Below are 19,195 nucleotides of genomic sequence, written 5' to 3'. Positions count from 1 at the left end.
ACGAGGAGACGTATGCCTGAACCTTCACTGGTCGAGGAGTGGGTGGAAACTGAGGAACTGTGGCAGTCTGCTGATTTTCTGCGACTGCAGTTCGAGCACCACCTGCACTACACGCTTGCGAAAGATCCATACACGGCAACGGACGATGATCGATACCGAGCGCTGGCGAGAGCGGTACGCGACCGGCTGGTCGACCGCTGGATGGAGACCCAGCAGACCCACCACAAGAAAAAGGTAAAACGTGTCTATTACCTGTCCCTCGAGTTCCTCCTCGGCCGGTTGCTGGGCCTGAGCGTCATCAACCTTAAGATAGAAGAAATATGCCGCGACATATTGGATCAGTTTGGCGTTGACTGGATCGCTTTGCGCAACTACGAGCCCGACGCAGGGCTGGGTAACGGAGGCTTGGGACGGCTGGCAGCCTGCTTCATGGAATCAATGTCAACCATGAAAATACCAGCTATCGGCTACGGGCTGCGCTACGACTACGGTATTTTTAATCAGCGCATCGAGAACGGCTATCAGGTCGAAGAGCCCGATTACTGGCTCAAGTACGGTTATCCCTGGGAGATCGCGCGGCCCGAATACTCTTACGAGGTCCACTTCGGCGGACGCGTTGAGACTGTACCCGGTCCCGACAGTCTGCAATGGAAATGGGTGGATACCAGGCCTGTCATCGGTGTGCCCTACGATCTGCCCGTGGTAGGTTACGGCGGCAAGGCTGTGAACACGCTGCGGCTATGGTCATGTCATGCTGCCGAGGAATTTCACCTGGAGGATTTTAACCGGGGTTCGTATGTCGAAGCTGTTGCACACAAGGTTCAGGCGGAGAATCTCACCAAGGTACTCTACCCGAACGACAACGTGTTCGAAGGGAAGGAGCTGCGTCTGCGGCAGCAGTATTTTCTTGTGTCGTGCTCCCTGCAGGATATCATCCGCCGGTTCAAGGCGGACAAGGAAGATTGGAGGGTTTTTCCTGACCGGGTCTTTCTCCAGCTCAATGACACCCACCCCTCCCTGGCCGTACCTGAGCTGATGCGGCTCCTCATGGACTGCAACGGGCTCGGCTGGGACCAGGCCTGGAAAATTACCACGGCCTGCACCGGGTATACCAATCATACGATTCTGCCGGAGGCCCTCGAGGTGTGGCCGGTGGGAATGTTTGAGAAACTCCTCCCCCGTCATCTTCAAATAATCTACGAGATCAACGCGCGGTTCCTGGGTGCAGTGGCAAACCGTTACCCGGCTGACATGGAGCGCCTGCGACGCATGAGTATTTTTGAGGAGCAGGGTGGCAAACAGATCCGCATGGCTCATCTCGCCGTGGTGGGCTCCTGCTCGGTCAACGGTGTTTCCAAGATTCACACGCAACTTCTTAAAGAACGTGTGCTGCGTGATTTCGCGGATTTCTGGCCGGAGAAGTTCAACAACAAGACCAACGGGGTTACGCCCCGGAGATGGCTGCTCAAGGCCAATCCGAGACTGGCAGGTCTTATCACCAAGGTGATCGGCAGCGGCTGGGTGACCGACCTCGGGCAGTTGAGGCGACTGGAACCGCTTGCGAAGGACAAAAAGTTCCAGGAGGAATTCAGGGCCGCTAAACGGGCGAACAAGGTTGACCTCGCCGGGTATATCCGCGCCCGCGTCGGTATCGATATTTCACCTGATTCCATGTTCGACGTGCAGGTCAAGAGAATCCATGAGTACAAGCGGCAGCTCCTCCTTGCCCTCTATGCGATCGTCCGCTACAACCGGCTCCGGGATAATCCCTCGCAGGAGCACGTTCCCCGTACAATCCTTATCGGTGGCAAGGCGGCGCCCGGTTTCTTCATGGCCAAGCTCATCATCAAGTTGATCGAGCAGATCGGTGACGTGATAAACAACGAGCCACTGATGCACGATCGGCTGAAAGTGGTCTTCGTTCCAAATTACAGGGTATCGCTTGCCGAGCGCATGATACCCGCAGCAGACCTCAGCGAACAGATCTCGCTGGCAGGTACGGAAGCCTCAGGCACCGGGAATATGAAGCTTCAGCTTAACGGTGCGCTGACTATCGGCACGCTGGATGGTGCGAACGTTGAGATGATGGAGGAAGTTGGTGAAGAAAACATCTTCATCTTCGGCATGAACGCAGATGAAGTTGAAGAACGGCGCCACTCTTACAACCCATGGGTCATGTACAACAGCGACGAGGAAATCCGCCGGGCTGTTCAGCTGATTGAGGACGATTCCTTCAGCAGGCGAGAGCCTGGTATATTCCACCCGATTATCCGCGCACTGCTTCGCGAAGGTGATCATTACATGCTGCTGGCTGACCTGCGGGCATACATCGAAGCGCAGGAGCGTGTGGACGCGCTGTATCAGGATCCATCCCGCTGGACCGAAAAAGCTGTTTTGAACGTGGCTCGCGCGGGGAAATTCTCGTCCGATCGCACCATCTGCGAATATGTGTCCGATATCTGGCACGTGAAGCCTTGCGACTGCTTGAGTGCAGCAGAGCTGGACGCCCGCGCCGAAGATCGATAAACTCGCGACTGCTGCACAATTCTGGTTCCTGCTCTCTCTCTTGATTTGACGGTTGTTTGCCCGTATATTGTTGCGGTCACAAGTACTTAAAACCTTTATCGCAGATTAACGCGGATAGAAGCCAAGAGAGATGTTCACAGATGATTATGCCCGTGGCCAGCATGGTGATAGAACGTCCATGCTGCCCACACTCTGTCGCTTCGCGGAGAGTATACCCCACCGGAGGTGCTGGATTTGACCGGCTGTGCCGCTTCATCACACGGTCGGTCAAATGAATCATCCGTAATTATCAGAGCTCTTATCCGCTGTTATCCGTGATAAAAAAGTGGTGCTTTGATGAAAAAGCTGCAGATTGAGAAAGTGCCGGACAATAGAGACCTCGACGGAGTCAAGCGCTGGGAAGAAGAAAAAGGTGAATTCGTGCAGATCGCCTACGGAGAGCTGATCCGTCATCTCGCCTGGTTTACCATCCGGAAGGGTTTCTGGCGGGGCATGCATTACCACGAGAAGAAAGAGGAGATCTTTTACGTGATTGACGGCAGGGTACGGGCTGTTTTTATCGATATGGACACAAAGGAGAAGGAAGAACATTTCCTGGAAAAAGGTGACAAGCTGCGGATCGAGCCCCGCTGCTGGCACATCTTCTATGGATTGGAGGAAGCCTCTGTTGTAGAATATAGTCCTCAATTGTATGACAAGGGGGATGCACCCAAAATAGATTTCCCGGACCTTGGGGAATCCACCTAGCGAACGGGGGTGGAAGGGCGGCCGGGTACCTGCTCGCGGGTGGGGTTTGCCCGACGCGCGACGCGAACCCCGTTGATTGACATGGGTATATAAGATGAGCGAGATAAAGAGCGCTATAGAGCTTGCGATGGAGAGAACGAGAAATCTCGTAATGGATGAGAAAGAGAAACAGCAGTCGCTCATCCAGGATGCCGAGAACAGGCTCAAGGTGCTGGCGCGCCGTTTTCTTGAGGAGGCAGTGGACCTGGATGATTTTCGCAACCAGTATGACAGGCTGGAGTTGGCGGAGAACGTCAAACGGTCCCTGCTTGTTGATATTGTCGTGAACGGTTTCAATGTGGGCGGGGACGTGAAATCTTTTGATCTTCTGCACGTGGTGGACCGCAAGTTGGACAATCGGCTAAAAAAAGAACTGGACACATTGCAGAGACAGTTTTCAGAAGCCCTCGAAAAAAAGAGTCAAGATGTACGCAAGCGTATCCTGGGGCGGCTCAAGACAATGGGTATAGCGGGCAGCGCCCTCGAGCCTAACGTAACTGTGTGGGATGAATGGAAAGAGGCTGCGGCTGAAACGCAACAGGCCTTCGGCAGCCGCCTCCAGAAATGGAAAGATGAAGTGAAAGCAGCAACGGTATAATCTCCCTTCAACTGTTGCATTGTCAGTGTAAATATCGTTGAACAAAAACTGTAGCAGAGGGAAGAAGCTTATCATCCTACGGGACGTCTACGACAAAGAAAAAGCGAAGATTGCAGGCGCGATAGAGCAGGACCCTGTTGTCTTTGTGCATAAGTACAAGAAGGTCCTGGATCAGGAGATTGCCGGCTTCATGGCCTCTCAATTTGCGTATGGCAACATCAAGGCTATGAAACAGTTCATGGCACGTCTCTTTGACGCGATGGGCGAAAGCCCCTACGCCTTCGTACGAAAGGGTGACTTTTCCTCTGTGAACCGACTCTACTATCGTTTTCAAAAAGGGGAAGAGATTATCGATCTCTTTGAGACGGTACGTAGAATAATTAACGATTACGGGTCGATAGGTGCAATGTTTAAAGCAGAATATAAGGGTGATATCAGAGAGGCACTCTGGAGCGCCAGGGAACGTTATTTCAATCAGGACCCTGATCGTCTCATCTTCTTCTTCCCGAAGCGTTCGCCAACAAACCCTCTGAAGCGGTGGAACCTGTATCTTCGCTGGATGGTAAGAAAGGACGCGATTGATATCGGCATCTGGCCCTTTATCGAGAGGAAAGACCTGATCATTCCTCTCGATACTCATCTGTACAAGATCGGCAGGTGTCTCGGCTGGACCAGTTCACGGACACAGTCGTGGAAGGCGGCATGCGACATAACAGCCGCCTTGCGGAAGCATTCTCCGGCGGATCCCCTGAAGTACGATTTCTTTCTCTGTCACATGGTGGGTATCGAGGCAGGCTGCACAGGGAGCAAGGGCAAGGGTTGCGCGGAGAGGTGCAGAGTCTATGAAATTTAAGATGGTTAGTCTTGGCTGCCCCAAGAATCTGGTTGATTCCGAGTACCTGGCGCACGTGCTCGCCGAGAAGGGGTATGAACTCTCCGACGATGGCGAATTGGTGATTGTCAACACCTGTGCCTTCATTGAGGATGCGGCAAAGGAGTCGATCGAAACAATAATCCAGGCCGCAAGCGCAGAAGAGGGCGCCAAGAGGAGACTGGTAGTAACCGGCTGCCTGGTGGAGCGTTACGGAAAAGAGCTGCCGGAACTGCTCCCCGAGGTTGATCTCTTTGTGGGCCGCGGCTGTTACGGGGAGTTCGAGCGACTGATTGAGGGCAAGGGGTGCTTCACTTCGGAGAAGCTGTTTTGTGAGACCTACCCGCGCAGGGTCTTGACGCAGCCACCCTCAACGTACCTGAAAATACAGGAAGGATGCCGCAACCGCTGCACCTACTGCACCATACCGTGCATCAGGGGCCCTCTTGTGAGCAGGGGCAGTGATGAGGTGCGTGCGGAGTTCGAAGCTCTGCTTTCGCGCGGCTTCAAAGAATTTACGATCGTGGGGCAAGACACCACCTCTTTCGGGAAAGAACGCGATGGAGATACCGGCGATGACATCAAGGGGCTGCTGCGCAAGCTCCTCGCCGTGAAGGGAGATTATCTCCTGAGGCTGCTTTACATGCATCCCAGGGGACTGGATGAGGAGTTGATCGATCTCATCGCCAGCGAGGAACGAGTCATCAAGTACTTTGACGTCCCTATACAGCACTCGGAAGATCGAGTCTTGAGCCTTATGGGAAGAGGCTACACAAAACAGGATCTTGAAAGTCTCGTCACGAAGATACGTGGTCGCGTACCCGATGCAGTACTGCGGACAACCGTGATAGTCGGGTTCCCCGGAGAGACTGAAGAGGAGTTTGCACGTCTCTGCGATTTTCTCGGCACATGGCGTTTCGACAACCTGGGTGCTTTCATCTATTCAAAAGAAGAGGGCACACCCGCTGCGCGGCTCAAAGGGCACTTGAGGAAAGGGGTGAAGCGGGCGCGTTTCCAGAAGGTCATGGAGCTGCAGAAGGAAATATCGAAGGAGCGGTTAAAGCGTTTGAAAGGAACGCGTGCAAAGGTTATAGTGGAGTCACAAGAAGGAGAAAGGAAGATAGGCCGTATCGTGCAGCAGGCTCCTGATGTGGACGGTCTCGCGTTTATCCAGGGAGAGTGCAGGGTCGGCGAGATAAGAGAAGGCATAATAGCTGAGACGCTCGATTACGATGTGATTATCCGGTTGGGAGGAAGCAATGGAACCGATACATGACCTGCTTGCGGTGAGAAAAGAGAAAGCGGAAAGCCTGAAAAGCGCAGGCATTGAACCATATCCTCAGGTGCGATGGCCAAACATGGACAGCGCTGAGATGCAACGGGAATTCGGCACACTCGATGCGGCAGAGCTGGAAGGGAAGGATGTGCGCGTGTCTGCCGCGGGCAGAATCATGGCTTTCCGCGATTTCGGGAAGAGCACCTTTCTCCATATTCAGGATCGCAAGGGGCGCATCCAGGTGTACGTGCGCAAGGATATCCTCAAAGAGCCTGAGTACACCTCCTTCAAGAAGTTTGACACCGGCGATATCATCGGTGTCGAAGGGAGAATATTCAAAACAAAAACGGGTGAGTTGACGATACTTGCCGAGAAGATCCTTCTCCTCACCAAGTCGATGCGTCCACTGCCTGAAAAATGGCACGGATTGAAGGATGTGGAAGAACGATACCGTCATAGGTATGTTGATCTCATCGTCAATGAGAAGGTGAGGGAGGTCTTTGTCAAGAGAGCGCGGATAATCGAATTCATACGAAAATTTTTCACAGGGCGGGACTTTGTCGAAGTGGAAACGCCCATGATGCAGATCATCCCGGGAGGCGCGGTAGCCAAGCCTTTCATCACGCACCACAATGCACTCGGGCTCGATCTCTATCTGCGTGTTGCACCTGAGCTGTACTTGAAAAGACTGATTGTCGGCGGCCTCGAGCGGGTCTTCGAGATCAACAGAAATTTCAGGAACGAGGGCATATCCGTGCGCCATAATCCCGAGTTCACCATGCTTGAGTTCTACCAGGCCTATGTGACCTATGAGGACTTGATGGATCTCACCGAGGAAATGGTCTCGTTATTGGTGGAGGATCTTTGTGGGCAGCATAAAGTCGTATATAATGAACAGGAGATTGATTTTTCCAGACCGTGGCGCAGGATCACTATGAGGGAAGCGCTGGCTGAGTTTGGCGGTGTTGATATAAGCGCCGATGGTGATCTTGGTTCTCTGAGAAGCCGCGCAAAGGCCTTGGGAATAGAGGGGCTGGAGAATGCTCCCAAAGGGAAAGTAATCACCGAGTTGTTCGAAAAGCTATGCGAAGAAAAGCTCCAGCGGCCCACGTTCATCACGGACTATCCCGTGGAGGTCTCGCCGCTGGCGAAGAGGTGTAAAGATCGGCCGGATTTCGTCGAGCGGTTCGAGCTCTACATCTGTGGCATGGAGATCGCAAACGGATTCAATGAATTGAATGACCCTGAGGACCAGCGGGCTAGATTTGCGGAGCAGCTGAAAGAGAAAGAGGAAGGCGCCTCCATGGACGAAGACTACCTGATGGCGCTTGAGTACGGATTGCCGCCGACAGCCGGAGAGGGAATCGGCATCGACAGGCTGACCATGCTTTTGACCGACAGCCACTCAATCAGGGAAGTGATACTCTTTCCGCTGCTGCGGCCATGAAGCAAGGATCGACCGCTGTGCTAGGACGTCCGCGTTTTGTGCCAGGAAGGTGTAAACAAGGAGACACGGAGGACGGAAGCGCTCGAACACAAAGGCGTCAATAAAGGTCGCCGCCTGTAGGGAATCTATCTAGCGAGCACCGCGAGCGAGAGGGGGAGGATCCGGCGGCTTTGCCGCCGGAGGGGGCGACGCGAGCCCCAGGGATAGACTATGAAATACGAATCAATGATCGCACTCAGGTATCTGCGCTCCAAGCGGAAGGAGAAGTTTATATCCTTCACCAACTGGGCTGCGGCAGTTGGCATCGCGATCGGGGTAATGGCGCTTATCGTTGTGATTGCCGTCATGACCGGATTTCAGGACGAGATCAGGGACCGCATACTGGGAGTGAATCCTCACATGCTTATCAGCGATGTGCTCAACGGCCCGATCACTAATCCGGATGCGATAGTTGAGGCAGCGAAGAGCACACCCGGTGTCGCTGCCGCTTTTCCTTTCACGACGTTCCAGGGCCTGGCGCAGGGACCGCAGCGGGTATCGGGCGTGGTTGTGAAGGGTATGAATCCCAAGGACCTGTCCTTTTTGAACCACCTCGTCAAAGAGGGCAGTATAGAGTCGCTGAATGAGAAGGGAAGCATCCTGGTGGCCAAGGAGCTGGCGCGGGAACTGGGCCTGAGAGTGGGCGACGTCTTTACATTGCTTGTGCCGTTCGGTGGAATTTCCCCCATGGGTGCAACACCTGAGACCATCCGTCTCCGTGTCGGAGGGATATTCCAAACAGGGATGTACGATATAGACAGTATGCTTGCGGTCATGTCTCTTAACGATGTGCAGGCTCTGCTGGGAGCGGGCGTGAGCGGTGTGGAGGTGAAGCTCAACGATGTGTATGAGGCACCTGCGGTGCGGAGCGCTCTGGCACGAAAGCTGGGCCCGAGGTACATCGTCCGCACGTGGATCGAGATGAACAGGAACCTTTTTTCAGCGCTCAAGCTGGAGAAAATAGCCATGTTCGTCATTCTGGTGCTTATCATTCTGGTGGCGAGCTTCAACATCATCAGCTCGCTCGTCATGACCGTCATGGAAAAGAAGAAAGACATCGCTATTCTTAAGGCAATGGGCGCCAGAAACAGAAGTGTCATGAAGATCTTCATGGCCGAGGGCCTCACCATAGGAGCCTTCGGGGCGCTGGCGGGCTCCATAATCGGCTACCTCATGTGCGTGATCCAGAACTGGCTCCACATCATAAAGCTTTCCCAGGAGGTCTACACCATCAACGTCCTGCCGATGAAGATCAGCGTGACAGACGTTCTTCTGATTGCATCTGTGACTATCGTGATCTGCCTCCTTTCCACGCTCTATCCTTCGTACAAGGCTACCAAGATAGATCCGGTGGAGACGTTGCGCTATGAGTGATCTGATTCTCTCCGCGAAGGGCATTAAGAAGAAATATGACAAAGATGGGGGAAGCTTGCACGTGTTGAAAGGGATTGACCTTGATGTACGGGCGGGCGACTTTATCACGATCATGGGTCCGTCGGGCGCCGGGAAAAGTACATTCCTTCATATACTCGGCTCCCTCGATACGCCGACAGAAGGCGAGATACTTTACAGGGGAACCGCTATCTCTTTGCATGGAGAACAGGAGCAGAGCGATTTCAGAAATAAAAGAATAGGATTTGTTTTTCAGTTCTACCATCTTCTGCAGGATTTCACTGTCCTGGAGAACATCATGATGCCCCTTTGGATCAAAGGAGTGAAGCCGGAAGATGCCCTCTCATCCGCGCAGGAATTTCTCGGCATTATGGGGCTTGAGGAGAGAGCAACCCACAGGCCGGGCGAGCTATCCGGAGGAGAGCAGCAGCGCGTAGCCATAGCAAGGGCGTTGATAAACAAGCCGGAGCTTATTCTTGCCGACGAACCCACGGGCAATCTGGACCGGAAGACAGGGAGGGAAGTGCTCAGTTACATTCTCTCTGTTCGCGAACAGTTGTCGGCCGCTCTGGTACTTGTGACTCACGATCCCGAAATCGGGATGCTGGGGCAGCGCCGGTTGCAGATGGTAGACGGAGAGCTCTCCTCGTTATAAAGGGACCGGCCGATCTTTTCCTGTAATTATCATCCTCGTCACTCTGTGCATTCACCCCCGGGCATGTCTATGACATGATTCTGTTGTCTTCGTGGCACCGGGCGCATTTCACGATGTTGACAAATTGTCTCACTTACCCTAGGATGGCAGTTAGGAAGAGGTGAAGGAGGTGCACCATGCAAAAGATGATCAGAGTGGAGCCGAGCAAGTGTATCGGGTGCAAGTCGTGTGAGCTTTCCTGCTCATTCAAGCACGCAGGGGAATTCGCACCTACGAAGGCCCGCATAGTCAACGAGATATTTCCTGAAGAGGCAGCCTACATAACCGTCACGTGCATGCAGTGCGACGAACCCTGGTGTGTAAAGGCCTGCCCGAGCAATGCCATTGCCAAAAATGGTGAAACGGGCGTGGTCAGTGTGGATGAGGACAAATGCGTCGGGTGTCGCACCTGCGTGAGCGCCTGTCCTTTTGGCATGATCAAGTATGCTGCATGGAAACAGAAGGCGGACAAGTGCAACTTGTGCGGTACTGATTTTCCTGAATGTGTCACCTTCTGCCCTACACAGTGCCTCACGTTCGCCACGGAGGATACGCCGCTGCGGGCAAAGATCAAGAGATTTGCGACCGCGGTGAAAGAGGGAAGGATGGAGGTGTGATATGGCAGGGGGATGGACAGGAAAAGTACTGCGTGTAAACCTTACGGATGGCTCCTGGAAAACCGAGGGCTTGAAGTACGAATGGGCCAGGAAGTTCATCGGCGGCAGGGGCCTGGCCACAAAGTACCTTGCAGAGGAGATAGATCCTAAAATCGATCCCTTGTCTCCCGGCAACAAACTTATTTTTGTGACAGGTCCGCTGACAGGCACCGTCGGCGTGGCGAATGGCCGCTACATGGTGGTCACCAAAGCTCCCCTGACGGGCACCATTGGCTCCTCAAACTCGGGCGGCCATTTCGGGACCGAGTTAAAGTGCGCGGGCTATGATATGGTGATCATAGAAGGCAGGGCCGAAAAGCCAGTGTACCTCGCGATCTACGATGACACTGTACAGATCAGGGGCGCATCCCACCTGTGGGGCAAGTTGACATTCAAGACAGAGGAACTCATTCAATCCGAGTTTCACGGCGATGCGAAGATTGCCTGCATAGGCCCGGCGGGCGAAAACCTGGTCAATTTTGCCTGCGTCATGAACGATAAGGGCAGGGCTGCCGGAAGAAGCGGTGTGGGCGCGGTCATGGGAAGTAAGAACCTGAAAGCCGTTGCGGTGCGAGGCACGGGTGGCGTGAAGGTGAATAACAGGGAAGAGTACAGGAAGGTCGCGCTGGACGCGTACCACCAGATCAAGGCAAATCCTGTGACGGGCAAAGGGTTGCCTGCCTTCGGCACGGCAGTGCTTGTCAATGTCATCAATGCGAGTGGCCTGCTGCCGACGAAAAATTTCATGCTGGATACCTTTGACGGCGCGGAGGACATCTCAGGAGAAACGCTTGCGAAGACCTTCCTCAAGAGAAACAAGGGGTGCATGTGCTGCACCATCGGGTGCGGCCGCGTGAGCCGGGTTCCTGACCCGCGGTACGCCACGATCAGCGAAGGGCCCGAGTACGAGAGCATATGGGCGCTCGGCGCAGACTGCGGCGTAAATGATCTGGGTGCTGTGGTCACTGCCAATCATATCTGCAATGAATTCGGCTTTGACCCCATCAGCGCAGGCGGTACTCTCGCGTGTGCCATGGAAATGTACGAGAAGGGACTTATACCGGAGAAGGATGTGGATATGCCGCTTGAGTTCGGAGATGCAAAAGCCCTGGTCGCCATGATGGAAAAGATCGGGAAACGAGAAGGATTCGGGGACAAGCTCGCCCTTGGTTCTCAAAGGCTGGCCCAGGCTTACGAACATCCTGAATTTTCGATGACCGTGAAGAGACAGGAATTCCCTGCTTACGATGGCAGGGTCGCGCAGGGGATGGCCCTGGAGTATGCGACGAGCAACCGGGGTGCCTGCCATGTCCGCGGTTACCTGACATCACCGGAAATCCTTGGTGTGCCTCAAAAGCTGGACCCGCTGGCTACCGAGGGAAAAGCCGCATGGGTTAAGGCATTCCAGGATCTCACCGCAGCATTCGATTCGGCAGGGGTATGCCTCTTCACCACATTTGCCCTCGGGGCGGATCAACTGAAGGATCTACTCAACGCGGCATGTGGATCGAATCACAGCACCGCCGACATCCTGCTTTGCGGGGAGAGGATCTGGAACCTGGAGAGACTCTTTAACCTGCGGGCTGGTATCAGACCGTCCGAGGACACGCTCCCGGACAGAATACTGAAGGAACCGGCTGTAGGACCCCACAAATCCGTGGCGAGGCTTTCGGAGACGCTTCCGGAATATTACTCAGTACGGGGCTGGGATCCTGGCGGCACGCCCTCGGAGGAAAAGCTCAGGGAACTTGAAATCGCATAGCATAAAGGGTTGGATGTGACGTACGACATCATCATCATCGGAAACAGTGCAGCGGGACTGACTGTACTGAAGACCTTGAGGAGGCTGAACCGGGACGTATCAATTGCACTCATCGACCGGGAGGATGTGCCCGCCTATTCGCGCGTGCTCACGCCGTATTACATCGGCGGGGACACCTCCCGAAAGAACCTCTTCCTCGTTGCCATGGCGTTCTATGGTGATCTCGGTGTCGACACTTTTTTCGGCAAGAATGCGGTTTCTGTGGATGGCGGGAAAAGACAGGTGCTGCTTGATGACGCGACCGGCCTTTCTTACCGGAACCTCCTGATAGCTACAGGAGCCGAGTCGAAGGAGATCGGTATCAGGCATGAACGCGTCCTCGGACTGCGCCACCTCCGGGATGCAGACAGGCTCCGGGCTCTGTTCCAGAACGCAGCAAGCGTCGTCGGCCTTGGTGCCGGATTGGTAACGCTGCCGACCTTATCGCACCTGGCTCCCGGGGTAGAAAAATCTTTGGTTGTTTCTTCCGGCCGCATACTCAGCCGCGTACTGGACGCGGAAGGCTCTCTCATACTGGAAGAGCGCATGAAACAGCAGGGAATAGCCATCTACAAGAAGGACGATATCTCTGACGTGCAGGGGACGGAAAGGCTCGCTGTGCGACTTGCTTCGGGAGCCGTAGTGAAGAGTGACGTTGTTCTTGTCGGCAAGGGAGTAACGCCCAATGTTGAACTGGCACGGAAGGCAGGCTGCAGCGTTGACAGGGGTATAATCATCGATGAGTACTGCAGGACTACCGTGGAAGGCATCTGGGCTGCCGGCGACAATGCCCAAGGGGTGGATTTTGTCACGGGCGGAAAGGTGGTGCAGGGTAACTGGATAACGGCCGTGGAGCAAGGCGAGATCGCCGCGATGAACATGCTCAACGTTGGTGTCCGCTATGCGGGGAGCCTCCGAAACAACACGACTGAAATTTTCGGACACGATATTGCGGTGGCGGGGTATACCGGAGACGATGCGCCGCAGACGCTCAGTTATGTGTATGAGGATGTGCGCCTATACCGAAAAATCTTCCTTGACAAAAAGGAGCGGGTCATCGGGGTCAGCATGATCGGCGAAACAAATGATGCGGGCATTTACTACGGCTTGATTCGCCGAAGAGCAAAACTTGCGGATTCAACAGCCATCAATCACCAACAGAACTACGCCAGGACGCTTCACTCCATGGATTATCGGTGAGCTGACCGGAACTGAAGCGGGCGAGGAACGTTTTATAAATCCGAACTATACGCCTTTCGTGCTGCTTTGGTGATGCGGACGGCGGCAAGTTTTGAGAGGACCGTTATATCTTCGAGGGGTAGATACGTGTCTATGGATGGATCAAAGAGGACTTTGAGGGAAGGCGGAAATTCCTGATCTCCCTCCCAGAGAATAAACGTGAGGGGAATCATCGGCAATGCATTCAACGTAAACGATACATCGCCGAAAGATTCCGGAACGGCCCCCAGACTCTCTCCTGCAGACCTGAATTGATCTCTGTTGTACCCGAACGCAGAAAGTAAGGGATGTACCACGCGGCGCTCAAAGACGGGCAGATATGGCCTGCAACCCGGAACATCTTCGTAGGGTATTTTATCCTGCCGGAGAGGTTCGCCCGAAGCTTTGAGGAGATAGTGGAGGATAAGAATCTTCGTGGCGAGCGTCACGTTGCTTCCCGCTGAGCTTCGGAACGAGAAACCCGGGATTTGGATAATAATGTGTTCCTCGAAGAAGGGTACATCGATTTCGTAGCGTCCGTCATCTGTTGTGTACTCAACGTGTGCGTGCCGGAACGTTGCCGTGAGGTCTGAGGCGCGCAGTTCCTCGCAGGCAAGATCAAAAACTTTCTTATACGTTTTCTGTTTTTCCAGTGGCATGCCGAATCCCACGAAAACAAGTTGCGAGTTACGGGTTCCGGGTTACGCGTTCAACAACATTGCGAAGAGCCCCACAGATACTGGTTGTAAATCGAATTGTTTGGGCATACTAACCTCGGATGTGTTGTGTCGGTGGGCACTGAACTCGTAACTCGTAACGAGTTGTCACTTCACGCCTTTCAGTTCTTCCCGCACTTCTCTTATCTTCTGCTTGTAATCTGCGCTGTGGAATATTTCCGTGCCCATCACCAGGAGCCTGCCCCCTAGATCTGCCACCTGCCGGGCGTTGCTCGCCTTCACGCCGCCGTCGACCGCGAGGATAATCTGCCTTCCCGACTCGGCGATGATGCGCGATGCGGCCCTGATCTTCTCATTCATTGCGGTTATATAACTCTGGCCTCCAAAACCAGGATTGACCGTCATGATGAGGAGAAGGTCGATCTCGGTAATGAGATACTCCACTGCCCAGAGTGGCGTTGACGGATTGAGTGCTACGCCGGCTTTTTTGCCGAGAGACTTTATTGCGTCGACTGTTCTGAAGAGGTGGTTGTCGCTTTCCGCATGGATAGTGATAATATCCGCGCCGGCATGGGCAAAGCTTTCTACAAAGGCTGCGGGATTGTCGATCATGAGGTGTGCATCCACCTGCAGTGTCGTGGCTTTTCGCACTGCCTCGGCTATCATGGGTCCGATGGTTATGTTGGGAACGAAGTGGCCATCCATTACGTCAACGTGCAACAGGTCGGCTCCTGCTTCTTCTACAGCCTTTATCTCCTCTTCCAGCTTGCGAAAATCAGCAGACAGGATCGAGGGCGCTATCAGTACCGCCATGACTATCCTCCAACGGCTAAAATTTGCACTGTGTCGTCCTCTCCAAAGAGCATCTTGGGAGGTATCGACGTCTCCAGGATGGTCTTCTGAGGTTTCCCGGGCCTCTCTACGTAGGTCACGTTATACTTGATCTGTTTCGTTTCCAGTTCATTGATAACTTCTGCCACGGGTCTCCCGACGAGATCAGGCATGATGTAGAAGCGCTTCTGCCTGGTTCCCAGCACGAGAGTTACGCCCTCATCGTCAACTATATTCCGGCCGCTGCCCGGCGACTGGGCCAGGACCGTTCCCACATTGCCACTGGGAACATTGATAACCTTCTTCAGAGGGAGGCTTTTGTCTTTGAGCGTTTCCTCTGCATATGTCAGGTTATGGTTGGTGAGAAGAGGAACATCAACAAGCAGCGGGCCTTCAGAAACGACGACCAGCAAAGTCCGCCCTTTTCTTACGGGCATGCTGGGCTCCGGTCTTTGAGAGATGATGTAGTTGTAGGGCACTTCTTTTCGCTTTTCATATCGGGAGACCACCACGGAAAGGTCCCTGTCGCCTGCAAGCCGCTTTGCGTCGGAGAGTTCTTTGCCCACAAGATCAGGACAGGTGATCGTGCCCTGTTCCTGGATGAGAAGACGCATCGCAACGTAGCTGGAGATCGCAAAGACGGCTACAAAGGCGCAGCAGTAAAGGAAGGTCTTGAGCCAGCTCATGCTTTCCTCAGTCTTGCGATAAAGAAACCATCAACACCTGTTTCGTGGGGCAGAGAAAGAAAATATTCCTTATTAAACAGGAAGGGTAGGGGATTTTCAAGTATAAACTGCTTATCAGCTGCAAAGTTCCGGAGCACGTCCAGCGTCTCTTCCGGTTCAAACGAGCAGACACTGTAGATACAGTAACCCTTCTGCTTCAGACACGGCCAGACTGCGTTGAGCAGGGCCCGTTGGTACTTTCCGTAGCGGGCTATCTCCTCTTCTTTTCTCCGCCACTTTATTTCCGGATGCTTGCGGATGATGCCAAGAGAAGAGCAGGGCGCATCCAACAGGATGGCGTCAAAAAGCCGTTCCTTGAAAGGTGGGTACAAAGCATCGCCCCTGATGATGCCCAACCGTGGTCTATCCTGCGTTAACGCTCCGGTCCTGAGATCCATGGCTATGAGACGCGTGTCGGGAAAGAGCTCCAGCATCTGCTCAGTCTTCGTGCCGATGCCCGCACACGCATCCAATACGAGCTGACCCGGCTCTGCTGCCACGGCATGGCCGACCAGCTGGGAAGCCTCGTCCTGCACGTGCACCAGGCGCGACCTGAAAAGCTCATGGTTAAGCAGGGGGCCGATCCTGTCCACTGTTATTGCGGAGGGCAGCAGCGATCCCGGGCGGCAGACGAGCCCCACGCCTTCGATCTTCCGCACAGCCGCATCCAGCGCTATCCTGCGCTCATCAACGCGAAGGCTGAATTCAGGCGCTTTGTTCATCGTCGTGAGCAAGGCCTTGGTCCCCTGTTCCCCGAGCTGTTTCACCCAGCGACGCACCAGCCATTCGGGAAAAGAGTAGGCGACGGAGAGCCGTGACAGCGGATCCTCGGGAAGGGCGAGGGCTCTGCCCTCTCTCGCGGCCTTTCGCAGAACGGCATTCACGAAGTTGGCAACAGCCGCACCCTTCTCCTTTTTGACGTATTCGACTGTCTCGTTCACGACGTGATGAACACCCTTCCTCATGAAGAATGCCTGGTAGAGAGCTGTCCACAGGATGTAGCGTACATCCTGCTTGAGGGATCTTCGCACGTAGTGGGAAAGGACCCAGTCCAGGTAACCCTTCCTGCGGAGTACACCTGCGGTTATCTCATAGAGCAGAGCCTTGAGAGGTTCGCGAACATCCAGGCGCGAGAAGGATCGGTCTATGGTCTCGTCAAGCAGGCGCCCATCCTCGACCTTCCGGATGATGTCTACCGAGAGAGATCGGATAAGGTAGGAATCAGCGTCTATGCGCCATTCCCTCCAATCTTTCGATGCGCTCTTCAATGGGAGGGTGCGTACTGAAAAGGGCCAGCACGCCCTTGGCACTGAAGGGGTTCAATATAAACATGTGGGCAGTTGAGGGGTTTGCGTCCTGCATGGGCACGCGGGCGACACCGGCCTGAAGTTTACGGAGTGCACTCGCCAGGTAAAGAGGATTTCCGGAAAGCTCGGCTCCTCCCTCGTCCGCGTAGTACTCGCGCGAACGGGAGATGGCCAACTGGATGAGCATGGCTGCAAAAGCTGCAATCATCGAAAAAATGATCACGCTGAATATGTTACCGCCTCCCTCTTCGTCGCTATCCCGGCCTCCCCCGAAAAAGGCTGCGAACCTTGCCCAGTTGGCGAGCATGGTGATGGCTCCTGCCATAGCAGCTGCCACTGTTGATACCAGTATGTCGCGGTGCTTCACGTGCGAGAGTTCGTGCCCGAGGACACCTTCCAGTTCGGTCCGGTTGAGCAGCCTCAGAATTCCCGTGGTCACAGCAACTACAGCATGTGACGGGTCTCTACCCGTTGCAAAGGCGTTAGGACTGTCCTCTTCTATGATATAGACTCTCGGCATCGGGATAGACGCCTTCTGCGACAACGATGCCACCAGTGCGTAGAGCTCAGGTGCTTCGCTTTCGCTGACCTCCTGGGCCCGGTACATCGCAAGCACGATCCGATCGCTGAACCAGTAGCTCACGAAATTCATCACCAGCGCAACCGCAAAAGCCAGCATGGCGCCATTTTTTCCACCTATCATGCTGCCAAGCGCCACGAAAATGATCGTAAGGATGACCATCAGAAAAAATGTCTTGGCTTGGTTCATATGGTATCTCCCCTTGAGTGCTCCTTTTGAGGATTGTTCTTAACCACTCAATATTACTAGTATATCTATTTTAGCAGTGCTTTGTCAAGGGCATTGCAACCCTTCGAACGGGAGAATGAGTAGAACAGGAGGCCTGCCGCCATGACCAGCGAGCAGATGAGAAAGCAGGTCTTGTAGGCTGCTGCCGGGTAGGAGCCGCCGGTACGGGGAAAGAGCGCTACGATTTTGCCGAAGAGGGTGGTGAGCACCGCGCTGCCCAGCGTCATACAGAAGTTTACCCAGGCCATAGCCGTACCCGCTATGCTGAGAGGAAAGAGTTCCTTGGCGTGTGCATACAGGAGCGTGCCGGCTGCATGAAAAAAACCGAGGCAGAAGGAAAGGAGCACGTAAGAAAACTCGCTCTCCATCTTCCACCCGGCGGTGAGGTAGAAAAGCAAGAAACAGTAGAGGACGAGCCCTGTGAAGGCCACCTGTTTTTCCGAACAATGCGCCCTGTCAACAATAGCGCCTGCCAGGGGACCGCCGCACGCATTTCCTATCGACAGGAAAATAAGCACGTTACCTGCCTTGATGGGTGAAAAGCCTCGTGCGTCCATGAGGTATAGCCCAAGCCACATTCCCTGCAGGCTCACGAATGTTCCGTAGCGGACGAAGGCAGTTATGGCTATTTGCCAGAAAGAAAGAGAGCCGAGAATAAGCCTTGTAGACGTGCGGAGATTCAGGAGTTGCGTGTTGGCTGTTACAGGATTGTGTACTGTTTCCCTGCGTACGTTCAAGACGAGGAATGCCGTTATGCCGAGCAGCAGCGTGACTGCTGCTGTCCAGACGAAAGTGATCCTCCAGCCACTCATCGCTGCCACATAGGCCAGCGGAGAGGCGGCGGCCATCGTGCCTACATAGCCAAAGGAAACGAAAAGGCCTGCCAGGGTCGAGAAACTCTTGCTGGGAAAATAGAGGGTGAACACCTTGAAAGAACCCATCAGCATGGCGGCCATACCGACTCCCATGAGTACTCTTCCGAGCGTCGCCCCAAAGAAGTCTTGAGCCTGGGAGAAGAGAATTGAGCCGCCGGCACCGACGACAGAGCAGCAAAGTATCACGAAGCGCGGACCGACACGATCCAGCAGCGGCCCCAGGACAATCTGAAACAATGCAAAGGAATAGAAGAAGGCACCGCCCAATATGCCGAGGGTCTCTGCCGACAGGTGGAGATCGGTCATGAGGCTCGGGGCAATGATCCCGCTTGAGATGCGGTAGAACATTGAGAGTATGAAGAGGAGGGATAGAACAGCGAAGATGGTGATGAGTCTATTCATCAATGGATCGGCTGGTGTATAGCGAACAGTAAGCAGTAAGCCGCGCGCATTCTTTACGGCCTGTGCACGTGCGTCTTGTAGGTCTTGATGTCAGCTCCTTGAATCCTTGATCCTTGAGCCTGTCTTAATGGTGGTGATGTTCCGGTTCTTCGCCCGCCGCTATCTGGCAATACAGGGCGTCTTTTTCACACTCGGCGCACTCCATCTGCAGAACAGTGTGCTTGATGCCGAGGTCAGCCAGCTTTTCTTCGATGTTTTTTCTGACG

General features: G+C 54.2%; 17 protein-coding genes. 11 read left to right on the top strand and 6 right to left on the bottom strand.

Going from position 1 to position 19,195, the window contains the following annotated elements:
* Window positions 1–12 precede the first annotated feature (12 nt).
* From VMT71_15045 to VMT71_14995, 11 genes are all read left to right on the top strand, one after another.
* On the top strand, window positions 13–2,526 hold the full coding sequence (locus VMT71_15045) for a glycogen/starch/alpha-glucan phosphorylase (protein HVN25288.1): 2,514 nt from the start codon (window positions 13–15) through the stop codon (window positions 2,524–2,526).
* Between the two features lie 336 nt (window positions 2,527–2,862).
* Complete coding sequence (locus VMT71_15040) at window positions 2,863–3,273, top strand: cupin domain-containing protein (protein HVN25287.1); 411 nt, start codon at window positions 2,863–2,865, stop codon at window positions 3,271–3,273.
* Window positions 3,274–3,367: 94 nt separating this feature from the next.
* Entirely contained in the window at window positions 3,368–3,910 is a 543-nt protein-coding gene (locus tag VMT71_15035; GenBank protein HVN25286.1) for a hypothetical protein, read from the top strand.
* A gap of 37 nt (window positions 3,911–3,947) precedes the next feature.
* Complete coding sequence (locus VMT71_15030; protein ID HVN25285.1) at window positions 3,948–4,763, top strand: TIGR02757 family protein; 816 nt, start codon at window positions 3,948–3,950, stop codon at window positions 4,761–4,763.
* Window positions 4,753–6,057 carry a 30S ribosomal protein S12 methylthiotransferase RimO gene (gene rimO, locus VMT71_15025; GenBank protein HVN25284.1) on the top strand — a complete coding sequence of 435 codons (1,305 nt, stop codon included), beginning with the start codon at window positions 4,753–4,755 and terminating at the stop codon, window positions 6,055–6,057. The genes VMT71_15030 and rimO overlap by 11 nt, the downstream gene beginning before the upstream one ends.
* Complete coding sequence (lysS, locus tag VMT71_15020; GenBank protein ID HVN25283.1) at window positions 6,041–7,504, top strand: lysine--tRNA ligase; 1,464 nt, start codon at window positions 6,041–6,043, stop codon at window positions 7,502–7,504. The genes rimO and lysS overlap by 17 nt, the downstream gene beginning before the upstream one ends.
* A 210-nt stretch (window positions 7,505–7,714) precedes the next feature.
* Window positions 7,715–8,917: a lipoprotein-releasing ABC transporter permease subunit gene (locus VMT71_15015; GenBank protein HVN25282.1), complete on the top strand. Its 1,203-nt coding sequence runs from the start codon at window positions 7,715–7,717 to the stop codon at window positions 8,915–8,917.
* Window positions 8,910–9,590: an ABC transporter ATP-binding protein gene (locus tag VMT71_15010; protein HVN25281.1), complete on the top strand. Its 681-nt coding sequence runs from the start codon at window positions 8,910–8,912 to the stop codon at window positions 9,588–9,590. The genes VMT71_15015 and VMT71_15010 overlap by 8 nt, the downstream gene beginning before the upstream one ends.
* 176 nt (window positions 9,591–9,766) lie before the next feature.
* Window positions 9,767–10,246: a 4Fe-4S dicluster domain-containing protein gene (locus VMT71_15005; GenBank protein ID HVN25280.1), complete on the top strand. Its 480-nt coding sequence runs from the start codon at window positions 9,767–9,769 to the stop codon at window positions 10,244–10,246.
* Window position 10,247: 1 nt separating this feature from the next.
* A complete protein-coding gene (locus VMT71_15000) occupies window positions 10,248–12,047 on the top strand; it encodes an aldehyde ferredoxin oxidoreductase family protein (GenBank protein ID HVN25279.1) in 1,800 nt (599 codons plus the stop codon).
* A 15-nt stretch (window positions 12,048–12,062) separates the two neighbouring features.
* Window positions 12,063–13,286 (top strand): FAD-dependent oxidoreductase, encoded by a 1,224-nt coding sequence (locus VMT71_14995; protein HVN25278.1) that lies wholly within the window; start codon window positions 12,063–12,065, stop codon window positions 13,284–13,286.
* A 32-nt stretch (window positions 13,287–13,318) separates the two neighbouring features.
* On the opposite strand, the gene VMT71_14990 is transcribed toward VMT71_14995, so the two are convergent.
* The 6 genes from VMT71_14990 to VMT71_14965 all read right to left on the bottom strand — a co-directional run bounded on the left by VMT71_14990 (window position 13,319) and on the right by VMT71_14965 (window position 18,929).
* The gene (locus tag VMT71_14990; protein HVN25277.1) at window positions 13,319–13,963 is read right to left on the bottom strand and encodes a DUF3786 domain-containing protein; all 645 of its coding nucleotides are present in this window, start codon (window positions 13,961–13,963) and stop codon (window positions 13,319–13,321) included.
* A 165-nt stretch (window positions 13,964–14,128) separates the two neighbouring features.
* Complete coding sequence (gene rpe, locus VMT71_14985) at window positions 14,129–14,794, bottom strand: ribulose-phosphate 3-epimerase (GenBank protein HVN25276.1); 666 nt, start codon at window positions 14,792–14,794, stop codon at window positions 14,129–14,131.
* 2 nt (window positions 14,795–14,796) lie between these two features.
* Window positions 14,797–15,498, bottom strand: coding sequence for a PASTA domain-containing protein (locus tag VMT71_14980; GenBank protein HVN25275.1), 702 nt, complete (start codon window positions 15,496–15,498; stop codon window positions 14,797–14,799).
* Window positions 15,495–16,805 carry a transcription antitermination factor NusB gene (locus tag VMT71_14975; protein ID HVN25274.1) on the bottom strand — a complete coding sequence of 437 codons (1,311 nt, stop codon included), beginning with the start codon at window positions 16,803–16,805 and terminating at the stop codon, window positions 15,495–15,497. The genes VMT71_14980 and VMT71_14975 overlap by 4 nt, the downstream gene beginning before the upstream one ends.
* Complete coding sequence (gene htpX, locus VMT71_14970; GenBank protein HVN25273.1) at window positions 16,759–17,613, bottom strand: zinc metalloprotease HtpX; 855 nt, start codon at window positions 17,611–17,613, stop codon at window positions 16,759–16,761. The genes VMT71_14975 and htpX overlap by 47 nt, the downstream gene beginning before the upstream one ends.
* Before the next feature lie 65 nt (window positions 17,614–17,678).
* On the bottom strand, window positions 17,679–18,929 hold the full coding sequence (locus tag VMT71_14965) for an MFS transporter (GenBank protein ID HVN25272.1): 1,251 nt from the start codon (window positions 18,927–18,929) through the stop codon (window positions 17,679–17,681).
* Between the last annotated feature and the right edge of the window lie 266 nt (window positions 18,930–19,195).

The sequence above is a fragment of the Syntrophorhabdales bacterium genome (genome assembly GCA_035541455.1).
Taxonomy (GTDB): domain Bacteria; phylum Desulfobacterota; class Syntrophorhabdia; order Syntrophorhabdales; family WCHB1-27; genus JADGQN01.
Note: the sequence above shows the minus strand (reverse complement) of the source record. Positions and strands in the feature narration are given on the sequence as shown.

Bases quoted from the DNA above. Each gene is read 5' to 3' on its own strand.
- VMT71_15045 (HVN25288.1), top strand. From the start codon at position 13: ATGCCTGAACCTTCACTGGTCGAGGAGTGGGTGGAAACTGAGGAACTG.
- VMT71_15040 (HVN25287.1), top strand. From the start codon at position 2,863: ATGAAAAAGCTGCAGATTGAGAAAGTGCCGGACAATAGAGACCTCGAC.
- VMT71_15035 (HVN25286.1), top strand. From the start codon at position 3,368: ATGAGCGAGATAAAGAGCGCTATAGAGCTTGCGATGGAGAGAACGAGA.
- rimO (HVN25284.1), top strand. From the start codon at position 4,753: ATGAAATTTAAGATGGTTAGTCTTGGCTGCCCCAAGAATCTGGTTGAT.
- lysS (HVN25283.1), top strand. From the start codon at position 6,041: ATGGAACCGATACATGACCTGCTTGCGGTGAGAAAAGAGAAAGCGGAA.
- VMT71_15015 (HVN25282.1), top strand. From the start codon at position 7,715: ATGAAATACGAATCAATGATCGCACTCAGGTATCTGCGCTCCAAGCGG.
- VMT71_15010 (HVN25281.1), top strand. From the start codon at position 8,910: ATGAGTGATCTGATTCTCTCCGCGAAGGGCATTAAGAAGAAATATGAC.
- VMT71_15005 (HVN25280.1), top strand. From the start codon at position 9,767: ATGCAAAAGATGATCAGAGTGGAGCCGAGCAAGTGTATCGGGTGCAAG.
- VMT71_15000 (HVN25279.1), top strand. From the start codon at position 10,248: ATGGCAGGGGGATGGACAGGAAAAGTACTGCGTGTAAACCTTACGGAT.
- VMT71_14990 (HVN25277.1), bottom strand. From the start codon at position 13,963: ATGCCACTGGAAAAACAGAAAACGTATAAGAAAGTTTTTGATCTTGCC.
- rpe (HVN25276.1), bottom strand. From the start codon at position 14,794: ATGGCGGTACTGATAGCGCCCTCGATCCTGTCTGCTGATTTTCGCAAG.
- VMT71_14980 (HVN25275.1), bottom strand. From the start codon at position 15,498: ATGAGCTGGCTCAAGACCTTCCTTTACTGCTGCGCCTTTGTAGCCGTC.
- htpX (HVN25273.1), bottom strand. From the start codon at position 17,613: ATGAACCAAGCCAAGACATTTTTTCTGATGGTCATCCTTACGATCATT.
- VMT71_14965 (HVN25272.1), bottom strand. From the start codon at position 18,929: ATGAATAGACTCATCACCATCTTCGCTGTTCTATCCCTCCTCTTCATA.